This is a genomic window from Azospirillum soli (assembly GCF_017876165.1).
GTDB lineage: Bacteria > Pseudomonadota > Alphaproteobacteria > Azospirillales > Azospirillaceae > Azospirillum > Azospirillum soli.
Map to the genome: position 1 here is coordinate 15,806 of NZ_JAGINQ010000025.1, position 14,263 is coordinate 30,068.

The window sequence follows — 14,263 nt, forward strand, 5'->3', positions numbered from 1 at the left end:
CTCCTTTCCGCCCACGCGAAGGAGACACGCCGGATGAGCGCCGATGCCGCTGATGTTCACGATCTGCCCGGCGGCTTCGGCCGGATTCGCGACTGCCGCCACGGGCGGATGATCTTCAATCCGAACGATGTCTATGTCGGCCGCAGCCTCGACGTGTACGGCGAGTATTCGGAGGCGGAGGCCAACTTCCTGCGCTTCCTCGTCCGGGCCGGCGACACGGTGGTGGAGGCCGGCTCCAACATCGGGGCGCTGACCGTCGTGCTGGCCCGCGCCGCCAGCCCCACGGGCTGGGTCATCGCCTACGAGCCGCAGCGCATCGCGTTCCAGATGCTGTGCACGAACATCATGCTCGGCGGCTATGCCAACGTCGAGGCGCGCCCGGCCGGGGTCGGCGCGGCGCCGGGCATCATCGCCGTGCCGCAGCTGGACCCGACGCGGCCGAACAATTTCGGCGGGCTCGGGCTCGACACCGCCGGGCAGGACGGCCTGCCGGTGCCGGTCGAGACCATCGACGGGCTGAACCTCCCCCACTGCCGGCTTATCAAGGCGGACGTGGAGGGCATGGAGAGCGCCGTCCTCGCCGGAGCCGCCGAGACCATCGCGCGCTGCCGCCCCTTCCTCTATCTGGAGAACGACCGGCGCGACCGCTCGCCCGCGCTGATCCGGCAGGTCTGGTCGCTGGGCTACCGGCTGTGGTGGCACCTGCCGGTCTACTTCAACCCCAACAACTTCCGGGGATGCGCCGAGAACCTTTTCCCCGGCGAAGGCGCCTTCAACGTCTTCTGCGCACCTCGCGAACTGGACATTTCGGTCTCATCCCAGGAGATCACGTCGGAGGAGTCCTGGCCGGCTTCCTGACCGCCGCCCGATCCGTCGAAATTCGAACCATTCTGGAAGCAGACCGAAAACAATCCACGTCGGATTGTGGTAAAATTCGGCCGCGGTGACTCTGTCGTTTTTTCACCCTCAATCTTCGCCTATTTTGTCGTTAACGTTTCATTAACCAAAAGGCGGAGAGGAACATGGCCAAGTTTTGGGGAACGACCAGCAACGACTGGTACATGGGCACCAGCGCCGCGGATGAAGCGTACGGCGGGGCCGGAAACGACTCGCTCCAGGGCGGCGCCGGCAACGACACGCTGGACGGCGGATTGGGCAACGACTGGCTCGGGGACCCGTACGGCGGCGACGCGGGCAACGACCGCATGTATGGCCGGGAAGGCAGCGACCAGCTGTTCGGCGGGGCCGGCAACGACTGGCTCGACGGCGGCTCCAGCAACGACACGGTGAAGGGCGGACGCGGCAACGACACGATGGTCGGCGGGTCCGGCGACGACTGGCTGGTCGATACGCTGCGCGACGACGGCGCCGACCTGTTCCTGCCCGGCACCGGCAACGACCACATGGTCAGCTACTTCGACCAGACCAGGGACATCTTCCGCATGCAGGCCGCCCCTGGTGGGGCGTTCGGGCACGACGACATCGACTATTTCGAGAAGGGCATCGACCGGATCGAGTTCCAGGGCTACGCCGCCAGCGGCATGACGATGGCGACGACATCGTCCGAAACGATCTTTTCGTTCCAGGACGGATCGTCGCTGACGGTGGACAGCATCGGCCTGCAACTGAACAGGGACTATTTCTTCGTTTAATCCGGGAGCGGGGCTGGAGACGTCTTCGGCCCCGCCGCGCACCCCTTCGCCCTTCCGCCGCGTTATAGCTGCACCACCGCGACGGAGGAACGGAGCATGAGCACAGCTTTTTACCGGTTATTGGCCGTCGGCGCGCTTGTCGCCCTGGGCGCCTGCGCGGAAGTCGGCGACGCGCCGAGGCCGATGGCGTCCATCACACCGCTCGAACTCGTCGGACTGTCCGTTCAGTCGGGCGACCGCATTCTCGGAACGGTGGAAGACGTGGTCCTCTCCCCCGACCGGCGGGCGGAACAGGTCGTCGTGGCCAGCGGCGCTCCGGTCTATCCGACCAAGCGTCACGCGGCGGTGGACACCGGCCATTTGCGCTACAGCAGCGAGCGCCAAGCCCTCATCCTCACCGGCATGACGGCGGAGCAGTTCGCAGCGCTTCAGGAGGGCGGCGCCGCGCCCCTGACGGCGGGAACCCCGGTGGTGCCGATGTCGTCCACGGGCTCCACCAACTGGACCGGGGTCACGACGGTGCCGCCCCGTTGATTCGAAGACCGACAAACGAACAGCGCCGCGAGGGGCACTCGCGGCGCTGTCGAACCGGTTGGCTCACCGCGTCAACGTGACGGGCACCGCGTTGGGCGGCCAGAGCGTATCCGGGTCCACACCCATCCAGAGACACAACGCGTGCCAGGTTCCCGCGTGGGCCACGACCAGCGGGGGCCGCCCGTCCGCCGGAACAGGCAACCCGTCCAATGCGACGGCGACACGGGCCTGGAAGGCGGAGAGACTCTCGCCCCCCGGAACCTCTTCCCGCAAAAGATCCGCCGGAACGGCGCCGCCTTCCAACGCCCCCCAGCGCCGTTCTTCCAGGCCGGGGACGGTGGTCACCGCGAGGCCCAGCGCCGCGCCGATAACGCGCGCGGTCTCCAGCGCGCGCCGCTGCGGGCTGGCGTAGATCGCGGCGACGGGGTTTCCCTGGGCGACCAGCGCCGCCGCCGCGGCACGGGCTTGCTCCCGCCCGCGCTCGGTCAGGGACACATCGAGCGATCCGGCCAGCCAGCCGCCGACGTTGCTTTCCGTTTCGCCATGACGGCAGAAGACAACGCGGCTCAGCATGCGGAGGTCGCCGACAGCGCCTCCATCAGGTCGCCGAAGCGCTCCAGAATGCCATCGTGGGGAAGGCTGTCGAGCGGCACCCGCGCGTAGCCGTAGCGCAGCACGAGAACCCGCGCCACGCCGGCGGCGCGGGCGGCGGCTACGTCATGCTCGTTGTCACCGACGAACACGGTCTCCTCCGGCCGTACGCCCATACGGTCGAGCAGGCCGAGCACCGGCTCCGGCGAGGGCTTGCGGCTGGGGAAACTGTCCCCGCCGACCACCGCCGCGAAGCGGTCCGCGATGCCCAGGTCGGCCAGCAGCCGCCGGGTCGCCCCCATCGGCTTGTTGGTGCAGACCCCAAGCGTCAGCCCGGCGCCGGCCAGCGCCGCCAGCGTGTCCGCCACGCCGGGATAAAGCGCGCTGTGGGCGCTGGGATCGGCCTCGTAAATGGTCAGGAAACGGCAGAGATGCGCCGCCGTTTCCTCCGGGCCGGGCAGGTCGCCGGTGGCGGCCAGAATGCGTTCCACCAGCTTGGCCGCCCCGTCGCCGATGAAGGAGCGCACCGCCGGCAGATCGACCGGGGGGCGGCCCAGCTCGGCCAGCAGGGCGTTGGACGCGTGCATCAGGTCGGCGGCGCTGTCGACCAGCGTGCCGTCCAGATCGAAGGCGACGGCGCGGAACGGGATGCGGTTGGGAAGACTGGTCACCGGAATGCAGCTCCTATCGGCGCAGGAAGCGGGCCTTGTCAGCCGCGAAGTCGAGGTTGATGGGGCCGTCCGGCGGCAGCAGCGCGTCGCCGGCCTGGTGCGGGGCGTCGACCTGCACCTGCTGCCCGCCGATGTCCACCGCGTAGCGGATCGAGGCGCCCAGGAACTCCCGGTGCCGGACCACCCCCATCAGCCGGACATGGCCATGGCGCGGCGCCCCGCCGTCCTGACGGATGAACAGGTTCTGCGGGCGGAACATCAGCTTGCCCTTGGCCCCCGGCTCGATGCCGTGCGGCAGCGGGATCGGCGAGGCGCCGCCGATCACGAAGGCCGTGCCGCCGCCGTCCATCGCGCGCACCTGTCCTTCCAGCACGTTGGCGGTGCCCAGGAAGCCCGCGACGAACAGGTTGGCGGGGTGATCGTACAGCTCCTGCGGGGTGCCCACCTGCTGCACGATGCCGTCGTCCATCACGGCGATGCGGTCGCAGATGGTGTTCGCCTCCTCCTGGTCGTGGGTGACGAAGATGGTGGTCAGCCCCAGCTTGCGTTGAAGGCTCAGCAGCTCCTGCCGCATCTGCACGCGCAGCTTGGCGTCCAGGTTCGACAGCGGTTCATCCAGCAGCAGCACCTTCGGCTCGATCACGATGGTGCGGGCCAGCGCGACGCGCTGCTGCTGGCCGCCCGAGAGCTGCGACGGGCGGCGGTCGGCAAGATGCTTCAGCCCGACGAGGTCGAGCGCCGCTTCCACCCGCCGCTCGATCTCCGCGCGGGGCACGCGCCGCTCCTCCAGACCGAAGGCGACGTTGCGGCGCACGGTCATGTGCGGCCACAGCGCGTAGCTCTGGAACACCATGCCGACATCGCGCTTGTGCGGCGGCAGGGCCGAGATGTCGCGCCCACCGATCGTCACCTGCCCGCGCTGCGCCGTGTTGAAGCCGGCGATCAGCCGCAGCAGCGTGGTCTTGCCGCAGCCGGACGGGCCGAGGAAGGCGAAGAACTCGCCCGGCCGGATGTCCAGATGGATGTCCTTCAGGACGCGATGGCTGCCGTAGGACAGGTCCACGCCGTCGATGCGGACGCCGACGCTCTCCATCCCGGCGGTCAGCGAGGCGGGGGAAAACTGTTGGTTCATGATGGAGGCTCCCCTCAATGGTCCTGGCCGCGCTCGCGACGGCCCCGCTCGATGATGACGTGCGACAGGTAGGTGCCCAGACCGACGATGATGACGGCGAAGATGCCCAGCGCCGCCCCCGGACCGCGCCCGGCCGCTGACTGCATGTAGACGTAGAGGCCATAGGCCAGCGGCGCGTCGCTTTGCGAATGGACCAGCATGATGGTCGCCGACAGCTCCACCGCCGCGGTGGCGAAGCTGGTGACGAAGCCGGCCAGGATGCCGCCGGACATCAGCGGCACGACCACCCGGCTGATGGTGCGCAGCTTGGTCGCGCCCAGATTCTCGGCCGCCTCCTCCAGGGAACTGCTGACCTGCTGCAATGCCGCGGTGCAGGCGCGCAGCGCGTAGGGCAGACGGCGGATCGCCAGCGCGAAGACCAGGATCAGCCAGAAGCCGGACAGCGGCTGGCCGGTGAAGGGCATGGGCACGTCGTAGAAGCTGCGCAGATAGCCGATGCCCAGCACCACGCCCGGCACCGCCAGCGCGGCCATCGCCACATAGTCCAGCCATTGCCGGCCCGCCAGCTTGGTGCGCAGGACGAGATAGGCGATGGCCGTGCCGATCACCACGTCCAGCAGCGCCGCCAGCGAGGCGTAGAGCAGCGTGTTGGTGATGTACTGCCCGCTTTCCACGAAGACGGTGTCGTAATGCTTCAGCGTGAGGGCGTCGGGGAAGGGGCTGAAGGACCAGATCGTGGCGAAGGACAGCAGCGTCAGGCCGATGTGCGGCGCCAGCACCAGCACCAGGATCAGCAGCACGACCCCATAGGCGGCCACCATCTCCAGCGGCTTCATGCGCCGCCGCGCCAGCCCGCCGCCGCCGCGCTGGACGGTCGCGTAGTCCTTGCCCTTCATCGCCAGGGCCGACACCCACAGGGCCAGCAGGGAGCAGACGATCAGCACCACCGAGATCACGTAGCCCATCGGGTCCGAGATGCCGATGGAGGAGATGCGCAGGTACGCCTGCGGCGCCAGCATGTCGTTAACGTTCAGCAGCAGCGGCGTGCCCAGGTCGTCGAACACCTTGATGAAGACCAGCGACGCGCCGGCGACGTAGCCCGGCATGGCCAGCGGGAACACGATGCGGCGGAACAGCCGGAAGCCGTGGCAGCCGAGGTTCTGCGCGGACTCCTCCATCGCCCGGTCGATGTTCTTCAGGCTGGCCGACAGGTTGATGAGGATGAACGGGAAATAATGGATGCTCTGGACGAAGATGACGCCGTTCAGCCCCTCCATGAAGGGAATGGAGAAGCCGAAATGCTCGCGCAGCAGCAGGTTGACCGTGCCGTTGCGCCCGAACAGAAGCTGCATCGCCACCGCGCCGATGAAGGGCGGCATGATGAGCGGGATGATGCCCAGGCTCTGGATCAGGACGGCGCCGCGGAACTCGAACCGCGTCGTCAGATAGGCCAGCGGCAGCGCCAGCAGGCTCGCCACCACGACCGACATGGCGGACACGTAGAAGGAGTTCCAGAACGACCGCATGAACAGGTCGTTGCGGAAGAAGTCGGCGAAGTTGACCAGCGTGAAGGCCCCGGTCGTCTTGTCCTGGAAGGCGACGAAGATGACCTGGACCACCGGCACGACGAGGAACAGCAGCAGGAACAGCGCGATCAGAACCGCCGCCACCGCCGGCCCCGGCCGCACGCGCGCGAGGCCTTCGCGCGAGAGCGCAAGAGACGTCATGGATCAGCCCAATGTATCGGGAGAGAAGATGGGGCGCCCGCGCGGGGCGCCCCCCGATCATGCTCGGGTCAGGCGCGGCTCAGCGGGCCAGCACCAGGGCCTCTTCGGCCTTCTTGCGGGCGGCGGCGTAGTTTTCCTTCGCGAAGGCGGCCCACTTCTGCTCCACCTGCGCCTGACGCTCCGGCACGGCGTCGGTGGCGCTCTTGCGCTCCACCGTGAAGGCGCCAGCCAGCTGCGGGTCGGCGGCCTCGGCGGCGGTCACCGGCATGGCGGCCACGAGGTCGCGCGCCTCGGCCACCAGCGCCTTGCCCTTCTCGTTGGGCTTCTTGGCGAGCGCGGCCTCGGCCTGATGGATGGCGCGGGTCGCCGCCTTCAGGTCATCGAGCTGGAAGGTGATGAGCTGGTCGAACAGCGCGTCCACCACGTTGTAGCGGGCCTGCGACACCTCGACGTCGAAGTTCACCGACGCGCCCAGCGACTTGTCCTTGAACGGATTCGGATAGTCGGCGGGCGCCTTCGCGTAGGTGGCCGGGTTGACCGGCAGTCGGCGGATCGCCGGCTGCAGCAGCACCTCCTGCCCTTGCGGCGACAGGACGAAGTCCACGAAAGTCTCGGCGGCCGCCTTGTTGGGGGCATTCTTCACGATGCCGATGTTGGCCGGCACGATGGTGGTGACCGTGGGATACGCGAACTCCACCGGGAAGCCGGACGCCTGGGACGACAGCGCGAAGAAGTCGATCACGATGCCGATGCCGAAGCTGCCGGAATTCACGCCGTCCGGCACGCCGAAGCTGCGCTCGGTGATGGTGCGGTAGTTGCCGGCGATTTCCTTGTTGGTCCGCCAGCCCTTCTCCCAGCCCTCGCCCTGGAGGATGGTCTCGATGGTCAGGTGCGTGGTGCCGGACCGCGACGGGGCGGAAATGGCGACGTGATCGTAATAGATGGGCTTGGCGAGGTCCGACCACTCCTTGGGCGCCGGCAGGTTGTTGGCCTTCATGTAGCGGGTGTTCCACATGATGCCGTAGCCCGAAGCGGCGAAGCCGGCGTACATGCCCTCCGGATCGTTGACCGGGTAGGCGCCGACCTTGTCCGGGATGCCTTCCACCTTCGGCTTGTAGGCTTGCAGCAGGTTGGCGCCCTTCAGAACCTCGAACGCGTCGGGGGCGGAGGCCCAGAACAGGTCGGTGCCGTTGTTCGACGCCGTTTCCTGGAGATACTTCACGCCCGCGTTGGTGTTGCGGTTCAGGATCTCCACCGTGACCTTCGGATGGGCCTTCTGGAAGGCCTGCTGGAAGGCGCTGGTCAGATCCTTCGGAAAGGAGGTGACGACGACCAGCTTGCCCGAAGGATCCTGGGCAAAGGCGGCGGTGCTGGAGGCGAGCATGACGGCCAAGGCGGCCGCAACGCCGTGCAGCGTGCGAGACATAGGATGACTCCTCCCGTTGGTTTTTCTGCACGCTCCTTCAGCAATCGGCATGCCAAAGGCATTTCAGGCGAAATGCCTGGAGCTGCGCCGGGCGGATGGGTCATTCCGGTAACGTTGGGCGGATGCGATGGGTAACGCCGGGCACACGAACAGCCAGTGAAGCAAAGCGCCTCTGCAGGGCAATCAGACGAAGGGAACTGTGTCCAAACTTGGAACAACTGTCATTCCCGCGAAGGCGGGAATCCAGTGCGCGCGGACGCGCGCCTTATGAGTCACCCCGATTCATGTCGCCGCTATCGCGGCTCTCGCTGGATTCCCGCCTTCGCGGGAATGACGGAAAAACTCGACGATAGGTATATACGCCTCAATTGATCAAACTGGGCACACCATCACTCCTCGGCGAAGTCGCCGCGCTGGAGGCCGTGGTGGCGCATCTTCAGGTACAGGGTCTTGCGCGTGATGCCCAGCTTGTCCGCCGTCTCGCCGACCCGTCCGCCGCATCGGGCCAGCGCGTCTTCGATAAGCTGCTTCTCGATGCGATCCATCTGCTCGGCGAGCGGCTCAATCCCTCCACCGGCCGTCCCGGTCATGGGATTTCCCGCCAAGCCGTCGCCCAACCCCAGGACCATGCGCTCCGCAACGTTCCGCAGCTCACGGACGTTGCCCGGCCAGCCATGAGCGGCCAAACGGGCGAGCACCGCCGCGTCAGCCGGTGGGGCCGGGCGGCGCGCGCGGGCCGACGCCGCGTCGAGGAAATGACGCAACAGCAGCGGCACATCCTCCCGCCGCTCGCGCAGCGGGGGAAGCGGCACGGTCACCACGTTCAGGCGATAGTACAGGTCCTCGCGGAACTTGCCCTCCCCCGCCAGCCGCAGCAAATCCACCTTGGTGGCCGCGACCACGCGCAGATCCAGCGGGATCGGCTGGTTGCCGCCGATCCGCTCGATCACCCGCTCCTGCAGCACGCGCAGCAGCTTCACCTGAAGGTGCATCGGCATGCTCTCGATCTCGTCGAGGAACAGCGTGCCGCCGTCCGCATGCTCCAGCTTGCCGATGCGCCGGCCCTGCGCGCCGGTGAAGGCGCCGGGCTCGTGGCCGAACAGCTCGCTTTCAATGATGCTGTCGGGCAGAGCGCCGCAGTTCAGCGCGACGAAGTTGCCGGCCCTCCGCCGTCCGGCATCGTGCAGGCTGCGGGCGACCAGCTCCTTGCCCGTTCCGGTCTCGCCGAACAGCAGGACATCCACCTCCGCGTCGGCCAGGCCCGCCACGGCGGCGCGCAGCCGTTCCACGGCGGGGGACCGGCCGATGATGCGCGCCTCCAGCGAGCCGCCGTCGGCAAGCCGCGCCCGCAGGCTGCGGTTCTCCAGCACCAGCCGCCGGTGCGCCAGCGCGCGGCGCACCACCTCAACGAGATGGCCGGGCTCCGCCGGCTTCTCGATGAAGTCGTAGGCGCCCTCGCGCACCGCCCGCATGGCCATAGCGATGTCGCCGTGGCCGGTGACCAGAACGACCGGCACCTCCGGGTCGGCGGCGCGCACCCGTTCCAGAAGGGCGAAGCCGTCCAGGCCGGGCATGCGCACGTCGGTCACCACCACGCCCGGCCAGGATGGGCCGAGCGTGCCCAAGGCGCCTTCCGGACGGGCCGTCGCCTCCACCGCAAAGCCTTCCAGCTCCAGAGTCTGGCGGCTGGCGTCCAGCACTTCGTGGTCGTCGTCGATCAGCAGAACGGTCATGCGATGTCACTCAGGCGGGATTAAGGGCAGGCACGGTTCAGGGTCAGCAGGAAGGCGGTTCCGCCGGGACCGGTCTCGGCCACCGAAAGGACGCCACCGAAGTCCCGCACGATGTTGTAGGAGATCGACAGGCCGAGGCCGAGTCCCGTGCCCACCGGCTTGGTGGTGACGAAGGGGTCGAACACCTGCCCGGCCACCGTCGCCGGGATTCCGGGACCGGTGTCGCGCACCATGATGCGCACGGTGTCGCCCGCCTCTTCCGCGCCGATGGTAATGCGGCGCAGCGGGGCGCCGGCCACGGCGTCCAGCGCGTTGCTCAGCAGGTTGACCAGAACCTGTTCCAGCCGCACCTCCTCCGCGCGGACGCGCAGCGGTTTTCCGGCCGAGTCTACCGGCGGATCCACGATCAGCTCCACCGCCTCCTCGCGCAGCCGGTTGCCGAACAGGGACAGGGCGCCCTGCACCACCGGCGCCAGCTCCACCGCGTCCAGCCGGGCGTCGGGGCGGCGGGCGAAGCGCTTCAGATGGTTGGTGATGTTCGCCATGCGGGCGGTCAGGTCGGCGATCTTACCAAGGTTTCCGTCCGCCTCACCGATCCGGCCAAGCTCGATCAGCTTGCGCCCGTTGTGCGCGTAGGAGCGGATCGCCGCCAGGGGCTGGTTCAGCTCGTGCCCCACGCCGGCGGCGAGCTGCCCCAGCGCCGCCAGCTTGCCGGCCTGCACCAGCTCCGCCTGCGCCTCCCGCAGGTCGCGTTCGGCGCGCTGGTGTTCGGCGATGGCACGTTCCAGCCGCGCGTTGGTGGTGCGCAGGTCGGCGGTCCGCTCCGCCACCGTGCGTTCCAGAATCTGCTGCGCCTCCACCCGCTCCGTCATGTCCGTCAGGGTGACGATGAAGCGTTGCTGCTGGCGCCGCCGGAACGGGCGGATGCCCACCTGCACCGGCACCGGGCGCCCGTCCGGACGCCGCCCGGCGGTCAGGATGGACAGGGCCGGCGCCGCCTCGTCCGGTGCCTCGCGGGCCTCCCGGAAGAAGTCCTCCACGCGCCGCGCGCCGCCGGGTTCCAGGCGCCCCGCCAACCGCTCGTCCTCGAACCCCACCGGCGCGGCGATCAGCGCGGCGGCCAGCGGGTTGACGAACTCGATCACACCGTCGGCATCGGTGGTCGCCAGCCCGGCCTGGGCGTTGTCGATGATGGCCTGGGCGTTGGCCTCCTCCACCGCGATGGCGGTGTCGCGGAAGACCAGCAGGGCGGCGGCCATCTGCGACAGCTCGTCGTTGCCGCCCAGCGGAATGTCCGCCTTCAGGTTGCCGGCGGCGATCTCGTGCGCCGCGCTGCCCAGCCGCGTCAGGCGGGAGATGATGCTGCGGTTGACGTACAGCCACGCGACCAGCACCGCCACCAGCAGGCTCACCAGCGCGCTCGCCAGCAGAGCCGAGCGCCCCTCCGCGATGGCCTGGGCCGACCGCGCGGCGGCGGCGCGGGAGGTGCTTTCCACGGCCTGCGCCTGCCGGGCGATCAGGCCGTTCAGCCGGGCCACCAGTTCCCGGTTGTCGGCCAGCAGCGCCTGCCCGCGATCCGCCGCCGCCAGCTCCGCGCGGCGCAGCTCCGGGATGCTGCCGTCGCCACGGGCCAGCTCCAGCAGGCGGGCGACCACCTGCCCCAACGACACGCCGTCCGCCCAGTCCTTCAGCGTGGCGAGATCGTGTTGCAGCCGGTCGGCGGTCTCCTCCAGGAAGCCCGCGTTGTCGTCCAGCGCTTCGGCGGTGGCGAGCGTCGCGGCCCGCGCGATCAGCCCGACCGCGAGGTTGCCGTTCGCGCCGATCTGAAGCACCGCCTCGCTCCTCCGGCTCTCCTCGCGCAGGATGCGGACCGCCTCGGCGGACCGGGTGCCGGCCTCGACGAGGTCCAGCGCGCTCCGGATGTTGAAGCGGGCGTCCGTAACCAGCGGCTCGATGTCGTCGAGGAAGTCGGCGTGCAGCCAGCGCAGCCGCTCGATGTTCTCCTGGTTGCGGCGGGCCAGCGCCAGCCGGTGCCGCACCGTCGCATCAAGGTCGGTCAGGTTGCGGTGAAGCGCATCCACCATCGGGCGCAATCCGGGAACCCCGCGCTCCCCTTCTTCCGCCAGCACGCGGAGCGCGGCGAGGCGGCGGCCCAGCGTGTCGCGGATGGCGCCCAGCTCCTGCTCCGTTTGTGCGTTGGCGAGGATCGGCGCGGTGGCGATGATGCCGCCCCCTTCCTCCGCCAGCCTTGCGGCAAGACCGAGGGCGGGCAGGTGGCTTTCCGCAAACTCGTCCAGCGTACCGCCCAGCCTGTCGTAGGACAGCCAGCCGAGCCCGCAGGCGACCACCGACAGCGCCGCCACCGCGACGAAGGCCAGCAGAAGCCGCGCCCGGATGCCGAACCGCACGGGGCCGGGGTGCACAGAGGCAGGGCGCACCGGGTCATGGGCACGCCCGGAAACGGTCTCCACGGTCACGGCCACCCTCCTTCGCCGCCGGCCACGCGCAGAATGATGAGCGCGCGTTCCGCCAGGGCCAGCGCCTCGTCCAGCCGCTGCCGGGAGAAGGCACGCCACGCGGCTTCCAGCTCCGCCTGCCGGCTGGACACGGGAAGCCCGCGCGCCGGCCGACGCAGCGCCATGGAGAAGGCGGGGTCGGCGGCCTCCGCCGCGGAGACGGGGACGGCGGTGGCCGCCGCCCGCGCGGCGCGCAGCAACTCCGCCGCGACCGGCTCGTGGCTGGCGGTGCCGTAGAGTGCGGACACGTAGAGTGCCGAAAGGCGCGCCTCCCCCTCGTGGATCAGTTGCCAGACCCGGTTCAGCGTCTTCACCCGGAAGGTCACCAACTCATCGAACAGCAGGTTCACCAGCTCGTAGCGGGCGCCGGACAGGGCGCGGTCGAACAGGAACAGGTCGTCCCCCGTCTCCGTCCGGTAAGGGTCGGGATAGCCGGCGGGAGCCGCCGCGTAGGCGTCGGGCCGCACCGGCAGGCGCTGGATGTCCGGGCGGACCAGCAGGGCCTGACCGGCGGGCGACAGCAGGAAGTCGATGAAGGCCCCCGCCCCTTCCGGATTCGGCGCGCCGCGCAGCAGCGCTACGCTGGCCGGAAGGAACAGGCTGTCGGCGGGATAGGCGAAGCGCAGGTCCTCCTCCCCCGACCCGGCGGACTGTCCGAGGAAGTCGATGCTCAGCCCGACGCCGAAGCGCCCCTTGGCAACGCCGTCCACCACGCCATAGCTGCGCGCCGTCACGGTGGCGAGATTGCCGGCGATTTCCAGCCACGTCGCCCAGCCGCGCTCCCATCCCTGCATCTGCAACACGGTCTCGACCATCAGGTGCATGGTGCCGGAACGCGACGGGGCGGTGATGCCGAGGTGCCTGGCATAGACGGGGCGGCGCAGATCCTCCCACCGCTTGGGCGCCGGCAGACCGTGACGGTCCAGGTAGCCCTGGTTCCACAGCAGCCCGTAACCCGACAGCGCGAAGCCGAGATAGGCGCCGTCCGGATCGTTGATCGGCTGGTTCCCGACCGTCGGTGGCGCCCCCGTCGGGCGCGGGGCCACGGGCTCCAGGCGCTTGGCCGCCTTCAACACCTCGAAGGCGTCGGGGGCGGACGCCCAGAAAACGTCCACGCTGTCGCCCCCCCGCTCCTGCAACTGGCTGATCGCGGCGGTGGTCTTCGTGTTGACGATGCGCAGACGCCATTGCGGGTGCGCAGCCTCGAACGCCTCCCGCACGGGTTCGTAAAAGCCCTCGGGAAAGGAGGTCAGCACGGAAACGGCGGCACCCGTCTCTCGCCCGGCCGCAAATTCCGGCGGCAGGAACGGGAACAGCAGAAGAGCGGCAACGAGGCCCCTGGCGAGAGCACGCAATCCGGTCATGGCGGATGCCAATGTGCGGGGGCCGCCGTTCCTTTGTCCAACGGTTCCGTCAAATCCCACACCGGTGACTTCACGACACCGCAACGACAACGGGCGTCAGGCCAATAACCTGACGCCCGTTGCTTCACGTTGGTTTGCCAAACGCTTTTATGGTCGGGTTAGAACGGGATCTCGTCATCGAGGTCCTCGTGCCGGGGCGGAGCACCGCCGCCGCTGCGGCCACCGCCGCCTCCGCCGTAACCGCCACCACCGCCGCCGTAGCCGCCTCCGCCGCCACCGCGCGATTCGTAGCCACCGCCACCACCGCCGTAACCGCCGCCTTCGCCGCCCTCACGGGCGCCGCCGGTGAAGTCGATTTCGTTGACACGCACCGAGAGACCGGCGCCACGGGTGCCGTCGCGCTTCTCATACTCGCGCAGCGTCACCTCGCCGGAGACGACGACCTGCTTGCCCTTGGTCAGGTGCGGGGCCAGCGACTCGGCGCGACGGCCCCAGATGGAGCAATCGACCCACTGGGTCGTCTTACGCTCGCCAAAGCCCACGTCGTTGGCGACGCGGAAGCCCAAAACCTTCTCGCCGCTCTGCGTGGTGCGCAGTTCGCCATCCGCGCCCAGGCGTCCCGTAAACGTCCATACATTCATCGCACGCGTCTCCTACCGCGGGTGTCCCAGCATCCTGTCCGGCCCGTTCGGGCGCCCGGCGGAAGGGCGTCCAGATGCCGAGGGTTCCTGTTCGCAGGGCCGGTTTGGTGTTTTCCGCCTGGAGCGATTTGCCTCCCCGCGCCGGTACACCCGCCCGGCCGGCGCAAAAGAGAACACTCCGTGAACAAAATATAGCAGAGTGGATGCCGGAGCGAAACTGTTTCCTTTGCCGTCGTCCACCTTTCCCCAGCGAACCGGACGGGGTGTGCGGCGCGG

The 14,263-nt window shown here is 69.1% G+C and carries 12 protein-coding genes; 3 read left to right on the plus strand and 9 right to left on the minus strand.

Annotated elements, in window-relative coordinates; genetic code table 11:
• Window positions 1–33 precede the first annotated feature (33 nt).
• The 3 genes from J2852_RS26485 to J2852_RS26495 all read left to right on the plus strand — a co-directional run bounded on the left by J2852_RS26485 (window position 34) and on the right by J2852_RS26495 (window position 2,186).
• Window positions 34–858, plus strand: coding sequence for an FkbM family methyltransferase (locus tag J2852_RS26485; RefSeq protein ID WP_209881488.1), 825 nt, complete (start codon window positions 34–36; stop codon window positions 856–858).
• 164 nt (window positions 859–1,022) lie between these two features.
• Window positions 1,023–1,652 carry a calcium-binding protein gene (locus J2852_RS26490; RefSeq protein WP_209881490.1) on the plus strand — a complete coding sequence of 210 codons (630 nt, stop codon included), beginning with the start codon at window positions 1,023–1,025 and terminating at the stop codon, window positions 1,650–1,652.
• A gap of 96 nt (window positions 1,653–1,748) precedes the next feature.
• On the plus strand, window positions 1,749–2,186 hold the full coding sequence (locus tag J2852_RS26495) for a PRC-barrel domain-containing protein (protein ID WP_209881492.1): 438 nt from the start codon (window positions 1,749–1,751) through the stop codon (window positions 2,184–2,186).
• A gap of 63 nt (window positions 2,187–2,249) precedes the next feature.
• Here J2852_RS26495 and J2852_RS26500 read toward each other — a convergent pair whose 3' ends face one another.
• The 9 genes from J2852_RS26500 to J2852_RS26540 form a co-directional block, all read right to left on the minus strand.
• Window positions 2,250–2,759 (minus strand): histidine phosphatase family protein, encoded by a 510-nt coding sequence (locus tag J2852_RS26500; protein WP_209881494.1) that lies wholly within the window; start codon window positions 2,757–2,759, stop codon window positions 2,250–2,252.
• Entirely contained in the window at window positions 2,753–3,448 is a 696-nt protein-coding gene (gene gph, locus J2852_RS26505) for a phosphoglycolate phosphatase (protein ID WP_209881496.1), read from the minus strand. The genes J2852_RS26500 and gph overlap by 7 nt, the downstream gene beginning before the upstream one ends.
• A gap of 13 nt (window positions 3,449–3,461) precedes the next feature.
• Window positions 3,462–4,580, minus strand: a complete 1,119-nt coding sequence (locus tag J2852_RS26510) for an ABC transporter ATP-binding protein (protein ID WP_246500000.1) — start codon at window positions 4,578–4,580, stop codon at window positions 3,462–3,464.
• Window positions 4,581–4,594: 14 nt separating this feature from the next.
• Complete coding sequence (locus tag J2852_RS26515) at window positions 4,595–6,307, minus strand: ABC transporter permease (RefSeq protein WP_209881500.1); 1,713 nt, start codon at window positions 6,305–6,307, stop codon at window positions 4,595–4,597.
• A gap of 79 nt (window positions 6,308–6,386) precedes the next feature.
• A complete protein-coding gene (locus J2852_RS26520) occupies window positions 6,387–7,733 on the minus strand; it encodes an ABC transporter substrate-binding protein (protein ID WP_209881502.1) in 1,347 nt (448 codons plus the stop codon).
• A gap of 389 nt (window positions 7,734–8,122) precedes the next feature.
• Window positions 8,123–9,466, minus strand: a complete 1,344-nt coding sequence (locus tag J2852_RS26525) for a sigma-54-dependent transcriptional regulator (RefSeq protein ID WP_209881504.1) — start codon at window positions 9,464–9,466, stop codon at window positions 8,123–8,125.
• Window positions 9,467–9,486: 20 nt separating this feature from the next.
• Complete coding sequence (locus tag J2852_RS26530; RefSeq protein ID WP_343206826.1) at window positions 9,487–11,943, minus strand: ATP-binding protein; 2,457 nt, start codon at window positions 11,941–11,943, stop codon at window positions 9,487–9,489.
• Complete coding sequence (locus J2852_RS26535) at window positions 11,940–13,346, minus strand: ABC transporter substrate-binding protein (protein WP_209881506.1); 1,407 nt, start codon at window positions 13,344–13,346, stop codon at window positions 11,940–11,942. The genes J2852_RS26530 and J2852_RS26535 overlap by 4 nt, the downstream gene beginning before the upstream one ends.
• A 158-nt stretch (window positions 13,347–13,504) precedes the next feature.
• Window positions 13,505–13,987: a single-stranded DNA-binding protein gene (locus J2852_RS26540; protein WP_209881508.1), complete on the minus strand. Its 483-nt coding sequence runs from the start codon at window positions 13,985–13,987 to the stop codon at window positions 13,505–13,507.
• Window positions 13,988–14,263 lie beyond the last annotated feature (276 nt).

What these genes read in the sequence shown, in the direction of transcription:
- J2852_RS26485 (WP_209881488.1), top strand. Translation starts at nt 34, where the DNA reads ATGAGCGCCGATGCCGCTGATGTTCACGATCTGCCCGGCGGCTTCGGC.
- J2852_RS26490 (WP_209881490.1), top strand. Translation starts at nt 1,023, where the DNA reads ATGGCCAAGTTTTGGGGAACGACCAGCAACGACTGGTACATGGGCACC.
- J2852_RS26495 (WP_209881492.1), top strand. Translation starts at nt 1,749, where the DNA reads ATGAGCACAGCTTTTTACCGGTTATTGGCCGTCGGCGCGCTTGTCGCC.
- J2852_RS26500 (WP_209881494.1), bottom strand. Translation starts at nt 2,759, where the DNA reads ATGCTGAGCCGCGTTGTCTTCTGCCGTCATGGCGAAACGGAAAGCAAC.
- J2852_RS26510 (WP_246500000.1), bottom strand. Translation starts at nt 4,580, where the DNA reads ATGAACCAACAGTTTTCCCCCGCCTCGCTGACCGCCGGGATGGAGAGC.
- J2852_RS26515 (WP_209881500.1), bottom strand. Translation starts at nt 6,307, where the DNA reads ATGACGTCTCTTGCGCTCTCGCGCGAAGGCCTCGCGCGCGTGCGGCCG.
- J2852_RS26520 (WP_209881502.1), bottom strand. Translation starts at nt 7,733, where the DNA reads ATGTCTCGCACGCTGCACGGCGTTGCGGCCGCCTTGGCCGTCATGCTC.
- J2852_RS26525 (WP_209881504.1), bottom strand. Translation starts at nt 9,466, where the DNA reads ATGACCGTTCTGCTGATCGACGACGACCACGAAGTGCTGGACGCCAGC.
- J2852_RS26535 (WP_209881506.1), bottom strand. Translation starts at nt 13,346, where the DNA reads ATGACCGGATTGCGTGCTCTCGCCAGGGGCCTCGTTGCCGCTCTTCTG.
- J2852_RS26540 (WP_209881508.1), bottom strand. Translation starts at nt 13,987, where the DNA reads ATGAATGTATGGACGTTTACGGGACGCCTGGGCGCGGATGGCGAACTG.